At 46.2% G+C, this 12,515-nt stretch carries 12 protein-coding genes; 5 read left to right on the top strand and 7 right to left on the bottom strand.

What is annotated here, in order from left to right:
* Nucleotides 1-101: 101 nt before the first annotated feature.
* From A3EU_RS0117810 to A3EU_RS0117795, 4 genes are all read right to left on the bottom strand, one after another.
* Nucleotides 102-830 (bottom strand): methyltransferase domain-containing protein, encoded by a 729-nt coding sequence (locus A3EU_RS0117810; protein WP_020537549.1) that lies wholly within the window; start codon nucleotides 828-830, stop codon nucleotides 102-104.
* Nucleotides 831-1,369: 539 nt separating this feature from the next.
* Nucleotides 1,370-2,497 (bottom strand): NAD(P)/FAD-dependent oxidoreductase, encoded by a 1,128-nt coding sequence (locus A3EU_RS0117805; protein ID WP_020537548.1) that lies wholly within the window; start codon nucleotides 2,495-2,497, stop codon nucleotides 1,370-1,372.
* Nucleotides 2,498-2,617: 120 nt separating this feature from the next.
* Nucleotides 2,618-2,992: a hypothetical protein gene (locus A3EU_RS0117800; protein ID WP_020537547.1), complete on the bottom strand. Its 375-nt coding sequence runs from the start codon at nucleotides 2,990-2,992 to the stop codon at nucleotides 2,618-2,620.
* Nucleotides 2,985-3,362, bottom strand: coding sequence for a hypothetical protein (locus A3EU_RS0117795; RefSeq protein WP_020537546.1), 378 nt, complete (start codon nucleotides 3,360-3,362; stop codon nucleotides 2,985-2,987). Before A3EU_RS0117795 ends, A3EU_RS0117800 begins: the two co-directional genes overlap by 8 nt.
* Before the next feature lie 158 nt (nucleotides 3,363-3,520).
* Here A3EU_RS0117795 and A3EU_RS0117790 point away from each other — a divergent pair, with 158 nt between their 5' ends.
* From A3EU_RS0117790 to A3EU_RS30975, 4 genes are read left to right on the top strand one after another with little or no spacing between them, the layout of a single operon-like run.
* Complete coding sequence (locus A3EU_RS0117790) at nucleotides 3,521-4,528, top strand: aldo/keto reductase (protein ID WP_020537545.1); 1,008 nt, start codon at nucleotides 3,521-3,523, stop codon at nucleotides 4,526-4,528.
* Between the two features lie 11 nt (nucleotides 4,529-4,539).
* Nucleotides 4,540-4,896: a bleomycin resistance protein gene (locus A3EU_RS0117785; protein WP_020537544.1), complete on the top strand. Its 357-nt coding sequence runs from the start codon at nucleotides 4,540-4,542 to the stop codon at nucleotides 4,894-4,896.
* Between the two features lie 34 nt (nucleotides 4,897-4,930).
* The gene (locus A3EU_RS0117780; RefSeq protein ID WP_020537543.1) at nucleotides 4,931-5,932 is read left to right on the top strand and encodes a hypothetical protein; all 1,002 of its coding nucleotides are present in this window, start codon (nucleotides 4,931-4,933) and stop codon (nucleotides 5,930-5,932) included.
* A 24-nt stretch (nucleotides 5,933-5,956) separates the two neighbouring features.
* Nucleotides 5,957-6,838: a DUF4349 domain-containing protein gene (locus tag A3EU_RS30975; protein ID WP_020537542.1), complete on the top strand. Its 882-nt coding sequence runs from the start codon at nucleotides 5,957-5,959 to the stop codon at nucleotides 6,836-6,838.
* 405 nt (nucleotides 6,839-7,243) lie between these two features.
* Here the strand turns inward: A3EU_RS30975 and A3EU_RS0117770 are convergent, their stop codons facing one another.
* The 3 genes from A3EU_RS0117770 to A3EU_RS0117760 all read right to left on the bottom strand — a co-directional run bounded on the left by A3EU_RS0117770 (nucleotide 7,244) and on the right by A3EU_RS0117760 (nucleotide 11,111).
* Entirely contained in the window at nucleotides 7,244-8,560 is a 1,317-nt protein-coding gene (locus A3EU_RS0117770; protein ID WP_020537541.1) for a glycoside hydrolase family 2 TIM barrel-domain containing protein, read from the bottom strand.
* A 90-nt stretch (nucleotides 8,561-8,650) separates the two neighbouring features.
* Nucleotides 8,651-10,207 carry a sugar porter family MFS transporter gene (locus A3EU_RS0117765; RefSeq protein WP_020537540.1) on the bottom strand — a complete coding sequence of 519 codons (1,557 nt, stop codon included), beginning with the start codon at nucleotides 10,205-10,207 and terminating at the stop codon, nucleotides 8,651-8,653.
* A 46-nt stretch (nucleotides 10,208-10,253) separates the two neighbouring features.
* Nucleotides 10,254-11,111 (bottom strand): glycoside hydrolase family 16 protein, encoded by an 858-nt coding sequence (locus A3EU_RS0117760; RefSeq protein WP_020537539.1) that lies wholly within the window; start codon nucleotides 11,109-11,111, stop codon nucleotides 10,254-10,256.
* 259 nt (nucleotides 11,112-11,370) lie between these two features.
* Here A3EU_RS0117760 and A3EU_RS0117755 point away from each other — a divergent pair, with 259 nt between their 5' ends.
* Entirely contained in the window at nucleotides 11,371-12,162 is a 792-nt protein-coding gene (locus tag A3EU_RS0117755; protein WP_026211451.1) for a hypothetical protein, read from the top strand.
* Nucleotides 12,163-12,515 lie beyond the last annotated feature (353 nt).

The raw sequence follows: 12,515 nt of genomic DNA, 5'->3' as shown, positions 1-12,515 counted from the left end.
ACAGTTCTCTCCTTAACAAAGAATTTAGCCACTGTGAAACGGAGTATTCAAAGGGGGGCTTAAAAAAACTCCGTGTCTTTGTGTCTCCGTGGCTTAGATAATTAAGATGAAAATAGCTTATCTGTCCACAATATCCATTGATATCGGAAGGCCCAGCGCCAGCGAAGTCGGCTCCTTCTTTTAGGTAGCTTTTCGGCCAGTGCCAGCAATTCTTGTTGTTTAAACCCACGAAGAATGGAGGTTAAGCCATCTTCTCTTACCATCCTGTTGGGAATAAATAAGGTGATAAGATTAAACAAGAAGTAGGCGATACGGCTACGGTGAAGGTCGTTGATCACGACCCCTACCTTTGCCTGCTTGCTTACTAACATCAACAGGTTTTGCAGGTCTTCCGTTGTAAAATGGTGGAGAAATAAGGTACAGAGTACGACATCGTAATTGCCTTCCGCTAAAAAGGGGGAAGGAATCATTTCCGCCCGATAGCTGATTTCCGGAAAATCGACCGATAGTTTTTGTGCATAGTTAACGGTAAAGGCGTTGCCATCGATACCGATCAATTCCAGTTGACGACCGGTTTTTCTGCCCCATTTAGCCACCACTCGCAAGAGGTCGCCATTGCCACAGCCCAAATCTAGTATTCGCAAAGGTGCCGAAGGCGGCAAGTCTTTTAAAAGTACCTGGAGCCCTACCAAAGTGACACGGTTTCCACCTAACCATTGGTTGATGAAAGCAATTTGATCAAGGGACGAGCGCAGGGTTTCCCCTTCCATCTGGAAATCATCCATGATTTCGGTCGCTTCGCTCCGGTGGCGTGTATTGATAAAGATCATTAAGTAAGAAAGGAAATTTGAGGAGTAATGTTTGGTTATTGGGCTTCTTTATTTCGTAAAGACGCTTTGTCAGAAGTGTAAGGGTTGGAAACGTGGAAGTGTGTAAGGGTTGGATACCCCTCCCTAAATAACGTTGACAGGTTTACATCTTTCCATCACTTCCAACTTCCAAATTGGCGGCAATAACCTTTACACCTTTCCACCTTTGAGAAGGGCGCTCCCACTCCCGGTGGTCGTGGTCGGGTCATTCGCCACTCGCTGCTCGCTCGGCCCTTCCTTTGGTCGGTCTCCCCGCGTTGCGGGGCTGGCTACTACCCCTAGCGCAGGGAGTAGCTTAGGTCTCAACTTTCCCCAAAGAACTACGGCAAAGATCAGAAGAATGTAGCTTTACTATCGTCTTAATGGTTGCTTACTACTAACCCCACTCAAAATGTGTCCCTCGGGAGGGACCGATCCAAAGGATCGAGGGAGGACGACCCTAGCCGCAAGGCCCATTCCGAAGGAGCCCAGGCGTAGTGGTGCTGCGTCTCTACCAACCATCAAACCAATTCCCCATGCGTCTGCCGGATAAAAAACGGCAAAAGGCTCGGCATGACCGTCAAGAAAGAAATAGAAGTGGCGAAGAGTTGGGGCCGATAGAACAACGCATTAAAGGCACGACCAAAGAGGAGGCGCTTACGGAATTGTTGTTTCCATTGAGTGGTGTAGTTCTTTTCAAGCTGTCGGCGATCAGGGTGTTTGCTGGCGAAATATTGGAGGGTTTCTTGAGAGAGTAACTGCGCACTGGTGATGGCCATACCCATGCCGTTGCCGCACAAGGGGTGGATCATTCCTGCTGCGTCGCCACTCATGAGGACGTGCTCGCGGACGTTTTCCTTGCTAGCAAAAGAGATCTGACTGATGGTCAGCGGTCGTTCGAAGAGGGGAGTAACCCGATTGAGGATATCATTGAGTAAAGGGTTTTTACGCACCACTTCCTGTTCGTAGGCAGCTAGGTTTTTGTAGGTTTTAAAGGTGTCATAATTGGCCAGGTAGCAGATGTTGATCCGGCCCTCCTCTACTTTTGAGACACCACAGTAGCCACCCTCAAAGTTATAGAGCGCCACCAAGTCTTCGGGAAAATCGCCTTCATAGTGTGCTTTAACGCCCAAATAGGGCGCATTCTTTTGCATAAAGGGGCGATCCAGTGTCACATCTAATTTAGAGCGTTTGCCAAAAGCTCCGATGACGAGTGGCGCGGTATACGCTTGCCCCGATCGGGTGCTGACCGTAAATTGATCTTTGTTAAATTGGACCTCTTCGACCGTCTCCTGAAGAACTTCCCCGCCTTGCGAAAGCACCAATTTATAGAGTTCTTCATCCATACGATAGCGACTCAGTCCAAAGCCGCCCAGCGGTAAAGGTGCCTCAACGGTTTTCCCTTCCACTGTGCTAAGCAAGCATCGTTCCATGGCCGTCGCCCCCAGCGAGAAAGGATCAAAGCCCAAGCTGTCCAGATAGGGGAGGACCTCATTGGAAATGTACTCCCCACAAACTTTGTGCCGTGGGTATTCCCCCTTTTCCAGCAGCCGTACGTGCAGCCCTGCCTTGGCGAGGTGCAAAGCATTGGTGAGGCCAGCAAGGCCGCCGCCGAGAATGAGGATATCGCTATGGAGAGGGGTTGGCAATTGGGCTTGTTTTTAAGGACAACAAGATACCGTTTGAAAAGTTAGGAGGAACAAAAACAAAAGGCTCCCCCTTGTTACACGAGAAGCCTTTTCTAATCATAGATCAAAGCTATAACATCATCAAGCCACCGCGGGGGTGTCTGTTCTACGAGCATTTTTCCTCCCTCGCAGGAAGAGGTACAAATTGAGGAAGAGCACTACGCCCAGGTAAACAGAGAAAGCACCTACTTTGACGGCCAGGTTTTCTACCAGGTCTTGGGTGTCTGCGATGCCATACATCTTTACCGTGTAGAGCGCGAAACCGATATTGAGGAGGTAGAACCCCATCTCAAACAAGCGATTAGTAGCTAGTGCGATGGTTTCTTCTCCGTGAAAGATCGCTAGCATGAAATGTTTTCCGTTCGCAAAAAGGGTTCTGGAGACGTAAATGGTCAACGCGATGGCCAAGGGCATATAAATTAGATAGCCGATGAGAATCAATTTGTTATCAACCATGATAATTGTTTTTAAGGGTAAATAGATCAATATGGTTCCACTTTGCGTACAGATATAGGCAAAGAATATTATTGTAGTGAAGTACTGCCAACAAGAGGTAGATAATGCCAATGCGCTCTGTCAGGATCAGTAGTAAAGCCGGGAAATTGGCAATGGGCTCCCAATAAGAGATCGTCATAAATAGATAGCCAATATTCACCAGGTAGTAACCAAGTAAGAGCAAGTTGTTGACACTGTTCGCGGTCTCTTCATTGGTGAAAATCTTCCTGATAAAGTGAATGCCGTTACCGTGTAATCGCTTCCCAATAAAGACAATAGTGTAAGTAGAGAGCAGTAAGTAAAGTAGGTATCCAGCAATATTCCAGGTCATAATTGGTAGGATTTAATAGTAAAACGCAATAAACTTATTAAAGTTTCAGAAAATACTGAAAATAAAGAATAATTATACTTTTTTATTCTCCTTTTCACCTGACGCCTTTCTAAATCACTGCTTAACAGGTATATTTACAAAAACAACCCCAACTGTTGATGAAACATACTCCCATTGGCCGTTCCGGCCTGATGACCAGCCCGCTCACTCTGGGTTCCATGCTGTTTGGTGAAAAGAGTGAACGTACCACTCCTGAACCAGAAGCACAACGTATCATGGATCACTATTTGGCTACAGGTGGCAATCACATTGATACAGCTAATGTTTATGCAGAAGGCCGTTCTGAAGAAATCATCGGACGCCACCTTGGTGGCAAGCGCCAGCAGGTGATCCTATCTACGAAGGTGCGTTTCCCAATGGGGGAGGACCCTAACCAGAGCGGCCTATCTCGGCTGCATATTATCGAGAGTGTCCACGACTCACTTCGTCGACTGAACACCGATTATATCGACCTCTTGTACTTGCATTGCTGGGACCCCATCACACCGCTGGCTGAAACGCTACGGGCGCTGGATGATTTGGTGAGCAGTGGTAAGGTTCGTTACCTGGGCATCTCCAACTTTAAGGCTTGGCAACTGATGAAAGCGCAGGGTATGGCCCAGCAATCTGGCTATTCGCCCTTCATTGCGGCCCAGTACCAGTACAGTCTAGTGAAACGCGATTTGGAATACGAGTTTGCCGACCTCTGTGCCACGGAAGGGCTGGGCTTATTGCCGTGGGGCCCGCTGGGTGGCGGATTCCTTTCAGGCAAGTACACGCCTGATCAGCAGCCTACGGAAGGGCGTATTGCCACGACTGCCGACCACACAGAAGAAAGCTGGGAACGCCGGAATCAAGCACAAAACTGGGAGATTCTCGCAGTCGTAGACAAGATTGCCAAAGCACGTAACAGTTCGCACGTAGCAGTAGCTTTAGCGTGGTTGCTACACAAAGAAATTGTACCTTCTGTTATCATTGGCGCACGCACGTTTGTGCAGTTGGAACAAAACCTGGAAGCTGCCACCCTGGAACTCAGTACCGACGAGATGGCTCAATTAGATGAGGTGAGCAAGTTGCCAGAACTTTACCCTTATCGGATGATTGAGGCCTACGGAGGAAGAAATTAAATAAATAGCTAATGCTCACAAGTATCCATCCTAAACTCCCCATGCGCGACAAAGCGGTGACTCGCGACTATTACCTTAATAAACTAGGATTTGAGTTGGCTAGTGATACCGATTATGAAGGCTATCTGATGATAAAGAAGGACCAGGTGGAGCTTCATTTTTTTGAATTTAAAGACCTTGATCCGAAAGAGAATTACGGGCAAGTCTATTTTAAAACAGAGGACATTGAAGCTATTTATCAATCCTTACTGGAAAAGAAAGTCCCCATTCACCCCGCAGGGCCCTTACAAATTAAACCCTGGGGACAGAAAGAATTTGCACTACTCGATCCGGATAATAATTTGTTGACTTTTGGGGAGAGCGTCTAAAGTTGAGGGGCTAGGATGTACTAAACTCAAAGCAATGCGTGAGAAAAAATGTAAGCCTTCTGCCTACCTTGTTTTACTGCTAGTGGTATTGACCGCTTGTGGAGGTGCTGTGCCAGACGAGCAAGAGACCACCACCACCGCTGTTTCGGTACCTGATACTTTTGCTTATCGCCAATATTTACCAGTTGGCATGGATCTACAGCTGACAGAAGGTACAATTGATACACTGACTGGCGACAGTGTTGAGTTTGAAAATGCCAACCTATTTCTAGGTTACCGCAGTGGTATAAAGCATAATACTACCCAAAACCTACTGCTTAATTTTAATGGAGAAGAAAATATCACCTTCGCAGATTTAGCGCGTGTACTTGAAGGGGTAAAAGCAAAAGTACTGGCGAATGAAAGAGGTAGAATTGTTCTCAATCTGTGGGTTGATGCCAGGGTGCCTTATTTTGTTCTTGATTATTTACAGTTACAAATTCGCAGGGAACATTTGTTGTCTATAAGTTATCCATTAGCTGATGGCTTACAATTATGGACTAAGCTGCCGCCTTTTTCAGATAATGAATGCATGAATAGGAGCAAACGCCCTTGTTTACACAAGCCGCTGCTCTCGGCTGACAAGCAAAAAATATTGAATGATAACGGCTTGCAGGCAAACTGGGCACCAACCTATCGTTACGAGGAGTTTGTCCTTAAAGAAGAAAATCTTTTCACCATTTATGTAAATAGCGGGAATCAGCTGGTTAAAGACGAACAGTTGATTGAACAAGATAGCATTACCCCACGGGCACAGCGTTTCCTGGAATCAGCACCGGCCCCTTACAAGATATTTTTTCAAGTAAAAGTGAAAGAACTGGCTACTTCCGCAAGTTTTCTACAAACTTTTGGCAGCCTCAAGCAGATGTATGAGCAGGTGTGGGAGAATGCCAGTCAAGCTACTTATGGCCAGCCGAGAAAGGATTTGATAAGAAAAGATGAAATCAGTTTACGCTCTAAATATCCAATTGTCATTATGGTAGAACAAGTACCATAATTTAACCCTCAAAATTTTACAACTATGCGCTCTTTCAAAACACGTTTACGCAACACAGTTATTGGCTTCGGTCTGCTGTTTGTATTATTATTTATTGCTCGCTTGATCTACGGATATGTCTATTATCCAGAAAATGAAATCATTTATCGTGATAGTTCGAATGGCAGCGTGTCCCAGTCTGTTCGCAGTATGGATAACCTGATGACGAATGTTGCTTCTTCTCGTTATGAATACAAGAAGACGGATGTCTCCCAAGCCCAAGTGACGACTACTGTTCAGGTAGATCAGAAGTACGAGAAAACGGCGAATATGAGCGCCAGCAGTACTGCTTTTGGAGAAGATGAAGCCAGTATAAAAGCAGCTATTGAGGAAGAAAATGGGATCATTCAGTACCAGCAAAAATCTGGCAATGAAGGGAGCCGAAAACTGAGCTTGCAAATTGGTATTCCTCCATTGGCTTTTGATGATTTTGTAGCCCACCTGCAAGCCAACTACAAGATCAACTCCATCAGTATTGTTAAGACGGATAAGACCAACGAATACCGCGAGTTGAACGCCAAACGTGCCACGCTAAATAATACGCGCCAATCCCTGATGGAGTTGAAAGCGAAAGGCGGAAAAATTGAAGAATACATCAGCTTGGAGAACCGTATCCTGGAGATCGATGGACAGCTACAGGCTTTAGGTGTACAGCTCGGTAGCTTCGATTCGGAGAACGAGTTTTGTACCGTCAAGCTAGACCTTACCGAAAGCAGGGTTCGGAAAGTCTCGTTTATAAGTCGTCTGCGTACGGCTTTTTCGTGGGCGATTGAGCAATACTTTATGCTTGTAGGGTTATTGTTACTTACGGCAGCGGCTTCCTTCTTTGTATTGAAGATTGTGGACTGGCTGAAAGAGAAGATGTAAGAGAGTTGATCTCTACTGAGGTCAAAACACATGAATGCGTCTCAACCGTAGATCACACTGGTACGATTGGCGCAAAATTGTGTGCAAGGCGGAGCCTGAAACACGGCGGACGGAGGAGCAGGACAAGCGATAGTAACTGCTATGTAGGGCAGGGTTTCACACCCTGCATGAAGGAGCAGTGGATAGCGCGGTGCCGATCCCGTCCCGACTAGAAAAGTCGGGACGGGAGACGGCATGGCCCCAATTATCATAACAAAACAAAAAGATAGCTCCGAACAATGTCCGGAGCTATTTGGAATAGAACAAGTCTATTCTTTGCTTGTCCTTTAGTATTTATCGAAGTCGGAAGTGGTTACCCAACCCTTACACCTTTACACTCGTCTAACCCTTACACGGTTTGACTTCCTACTTCATCGCTTTCACATAAAACGGAATATTGGCGTGGCCCATGTGATTTTGTCCATCTGCTACGGTCACCAATATGCGGTAGGCACCTTCCACTTCGGGAGCGGTGAAGGTGATAGCGGCTTTCCCATTTTCGGTGATCAATCCTTCCAAGGACTGAGGGACAGATTCATGGTCGCCACCATCGCCGAGGTCGGTACTTTCTGGCTTGATTTCGTAGTGGTAAGTGATTGGATCTCCATCGGGGTCGCTGGCGAAAACCTGGCTGGGGTAGGTCGCTCCTGCGTCCAGATAGATGCTGCTGCTTGCTACTTGCCCGTTGAGTAGGAAGGAGTCCAATTGTGGGCTGCGATTGTCGGGCCAGGTATCATTCCATAGGTAGTGCATCACGTCTACGGAGGCTGTTTCTTCGCCATCGGGCATAAACATACCGTACCAAGTGGGAGTGCGTTCCTGCTTCTGTCCCCAGAGAAAGACGTAAGAACCTACACATTGGTCGAGGTTGGGCAAAATAGCTGTTTGGTAGCGTTCTTGGTAGAAGTTGGCTTTCTGGGTGCTGTTATTTTCCAATGGTGCGTCCCAGGCTGTCGTTGGTACTTCCCAGTGACCGGTAGCTCCCCATTCGGTGACCATGTAAGGGCCTGTCCAGCCCGATTCGGTGACCTTCTGCTTTAGGTTGACAATATCACCATACATCTGGATACTGAGCAGGTCCAAATCGGTAGCTCTTTCCTTGATATGGTCGATCAGCTCTTTGTCAATGCCTGCGAGGGTAGAAGTGGTGAGGTGGTTGGGGTCTACTTCGTGGATATATTCCGAAATCTGGTTGACGGCGTCCCAAACTTTGGGGTTTGTTGAGCGAAGGTTGAGCTCGTTGCCGATAGCCCAGATGATGAGCGCAGGATGATCTTTATACGCCAGAATTTCTGTTTTTATTCTTTCGAATTGCTCCTTGACGGCTGCTTCATCATTGTAGTCGAAGCCATGTCGCTCACGGGCTACCTCGATGCCCATCGTAACATATAGCCCGCTGGCCTGTGCCCGGTCGAGCACTTCTTTGCCGCTAGATTGGCCATTGTCGGTTCGCCAAGTACGAAAGGAGTTGCCACCGTGTTTTGCGAGTGCTTCTATATTACCAAATTCGAGGCCAGCACCTTCGATAAAGAAAGGTTCACCATTTACAAAGAGCTGGTAATTGCCATCCGTTTGGCGAATTTCAGTTGTTGTAATGCCCGATGTTGGATCTTCGGAAGGTTGTGAAGGTGTACATGCCTGCAAAGCAGCAAGGGTAAATAGGAGGAAGCTTAGTCTTATCACAATCGTTAGTTTTTTTCAAAAATACAAATAGGTGGGAATAAAGCCTTGGAACACGTTAGGTCAGGTGCCCCAAGGCTTTTCAAAGAAGGCTTATTTTACAAGTTGTCGCTCGAGTTCTTCCAGCGATTTTCCTTTAGTTTCAGGTACGACCATGAGAATGAAGATAAGGCCTATTAAGCCAAATACGCCATAGATCATAAATGTAGTACCAGTACCGAGGGTAGCAAGCTCCCACGGAAAGACCAGTTGTACCAAGAAGCTGACGGCAGAGTTGATCAGCCCCACAAAGGATATAGCGATGGCCCGTACTTTATTGGGGAACAGTTCGGAAAAGAGCACCCACATCACTGGCCCGATAGAGACGGCAAAGGAGGCTACGAAGCCAAGAATACCCAGCAGTACCAAGGTCGGGTTGATGTTAATAGCTCCTTTCAAAAGGTCGGACTCATAAGTGCCCGCAGCATCACCAATTGCAGCCGATAAGGACGCCTTATAATCCAAGTCATTGTCAAAGGTGGTGCCGATCATGGTAGCCAGTGCATCTTTATTAATTTCAGCTGGTAGGCTGGTGACGGCAGTTTCGGTGAGCGTATAAGTAGCAGAATTGAAACTGTAGGCCAGTAAGAACATACAGATAACAATACCCGCCATACCGCCAACGAGCAAGGGCTTACGACCCAGTTTGTCGATAAGTGCGATAGCGATAAGGGTAAACACCAGATTGATGAGCCCTACGTAAATAGCCTGGGAGAAAGAAGCATCAGTACCAATACCAGACTGCTCGAAGATCATAGGGGCGTAGAAGAAAACAGAATTGATACCTGTGATCTGTTGCAGTACACCAATCACAATGCCGATGGTAAGTACCAGTGTCATGGATTTTTTGAAAAGCTCGCTGAGTGGAGCTGTTTTCTTGCCGGTATCACTGTCAATGGCTTTCTGTATTTCTGACATCTCCTGATTGGCGACTTGTGGGCCAGTGGCTTTGCTCATCACTGCGAGGGCTTCGTCGAACTCTCCTTTCATGACCAACCAACGTGGACTACGAGGAACGAAAAACAAACCAAGAAAATAGAGAATGGCAGGAATAGCTTCGATACCAAGCATCCACCGCCAGTTCCATTCGTTGAAATTGAGCATCTGTGCCCAGTTGGCATCAGAACTACCCAATTGTAGGATCAAATAGTTGGTGAAGAAAGCGACAGAAATACCTAAGACAATATTCAATTGATTGAACGATACCATGCGGCCGCGTATGGCCGCGGGTGAGATTTCGGCAATATACATGGGAGCAATGATAAGAGAGGCTCCTACTCCGAGACCGCCTAGCATCCGGGCTAATACGAGTGCAATAAAAGAAGGTGCAATGGCCGATAAAATTGCCGAAAGGGCGTACAGGATGGCCGCGTATTTGAGCACGTGGCGCCGCCCTAGCTTGTCGCTTAATGGCCCTGCCACGAGCATGGCCAGCGTAGCGGTGAGGGTAAGTGAACTCACCGCCCAGCCTACTTCTAGTTTGGTCAGGCTGAACTCTAGTTCAATGAATTTATTCACTCCTGAAATCACCGAGGCGTCAAAGCCCATGAGGAAGCCCCCAAGCGCAACGATGAGTGCAGTGGAAACGATGTAAGAAATATTCTTATTCATCTTGTAGGTTTTATTTAATTAGGAACATGAAAGAAAAAGACCTGGGTTATTTCTCTGAGAAAACACGTACATAGTCCACTTCCATCGTTTGAGGGAACTGGGTTGCTGGAGTAGGGTTGCCAGGCAGGTTGCCACCTACGGCTACGTTAAGCAAGATGTGGAAGTTTTGATCAAAAGGCCAAGTCGTTGGTAGGGTTGTGCTTCTTGAGTAAGGGCCGGCGAATTTCTCTCCGTCTACCATCATCATAATACAATCTTCGTTCCAGAGCAGGGTGTATACGTGAAAGTCTTCGGTGAAATTTGGACCACTTTCTTTAGTGATACCCTCGGTGGTATAGCGCCAGTAATCATGCCCGTAATGAATGGTACCAAAAATGCGGTCTGGTTCACTGCCTATGTTTTCCATAAGGTCGATTTCACCACTACGCGGCCAGCCACCGTAAGCCTCGTCGGTAGGCAGCATCCAGATGGCAGGCCATAGCCCCTGGCCGATAGGTAAGCGTGCTTTGACATCTACTCGGCCATAGCGAAAATCACCTTTGTTTTTTGTAACCAATCGCGATGAAGTGTATTGGTATTGATTGAGGTAAATCGGTGATTCCTTGCGGGCTTTGATGACCAAATTGCCATTTTCCAGGTAAGCGTTTTCCGGACGATCGGTGTAGTACTCCAATTCGTTGTTGCCCCAGCCGCAAATACCCAGATCACAGCCATCTCCGAGATCATAGGACCATTTGCTGTCGTCAATCTCAGTGCCATCAAATTCATCATTCCAGATGAGTTCGTAGCTGTTTTCTATATCAGTAGGAAATTGGCAACCAGCGATCTCTTCTGGCTTGTCGCAAGCAAATAGTATGCTGGAGAGAAGAAGTGTTGCTAGAAGGTATGTTGGGAAATTACTCATTTTACTGGATTTTAATTTCGTTAAATTTTATGCTTCCAAATTTATGAACTATATGGGTAGTGTGAATACATCACCTATACGTCTATGGTCATGTACCTAACATAATACCTCATCATTACTACATCATTTCAATTAATCAGCTATCTTCGTTTAAACAGGGGTGTATGAACTCAACCCAATAAACAAAGGAAGAAGCTTGCGCAATCGTTGACTGTTAGTGTTTGTCTGCAAGTAGGTTTTACTTTCTCATAATAATATTATGGCTACATCACAAATCAGCCGACTAGGGATATTACTGTTTTTTTTGATCGGATTATCAGCACAATCTATTGCACAATCCACTGCTTTGGGGATTCCGCAGGTTATTTCTTTTTCTAAAGAAGAATACAATGCCGGTACTCAAAATTGGAGCGTTATCCAGGATGATAATGGAATGATGGTTTTTGGTAATAACAAAGGGGTGCTGTTTTTTGATGGTACCCGCTGGGAGGTATTGCCAATGCCTAATCGGACGATTGTTCGTTCAGTAGCCAAAGGATTAGGTGGCCGTATTTTTGTGGGCGGCCAGGATGAGTTTGGTTGGTTAGCTAAAAATAAACAAGCTCAGGTCGAGTACCATACTTTAACGGATCAGTTGGCACCAGAGGATCGTAATTTTGAAGACGTTTGGAAAATATTTCCAACAGAAGAGCGTGTTTTCTTTTGTACACAAAGAGCCTTGTTCGTTTATGAAAATGACACCTTTTTGATAACCAAATCTCCTCAACGATTTCAGAATTTCTTTTTTGTCAACGATCAATTGTATGCGCAGGAACGGGGGAGAGGTTTGGTGCGTTGGGAAGATAGTCGATTTGTATTGTTGCCCGGAGGGGAGCAATTTGATGACTTTCGGATAGCGAGCATTCTCCCCTTGGGTGAAGAACTATTGATTATTTCTGATTTTTCTGGTCTTTATCGCTTTTCCAAGAATAAGATTACACACTGGCAGACAGAGGTTTCATCGTTTTTGCAAAAAAAATCAAGCTTACTGTGCGTTGTTACTGCCCAATAAGGATATTGCCATTGGTACTGCTCAGGACGGCTTGGTAGTCATAGATCAGGAGGGGAAAACGTTGGTTCATCTCAATAAAGATTCTGGATTGCAGAATAATACAGTGCTGGCTATTGCGCTAGACAGGTTGAATAATTATTGGCTGGCTCTGGATAATGGAATTGACTACGTAGAGGTTAGTAAACCTTTTGCCCGGATAGCCGATGAAATAGGACTACAAGGTACCGGTTACGCTGCTGAATTGTATGAAGGGAAATTGTACCTGGGAACCAATCAGGGGCTTTTTAGTATTGACTGGCCTTTGCTCTACAAGAGTAATATTCGCAATCATGTGAGAAAAGTTAATGGGGTAA

It is taken from the genome of Lewinella cohaerens DSM 23179 (assembly GCF_000379805.1).
Classification (GTDB): Bacteria; Bacteroidota; Bacteroidia; order Chitinophagales; family Saprospiraceae; genus Lewinella; species Lewinella cohaerens.
This window is presented reverse-complemented; position numbering and strand designations above follow the sequence as displayed.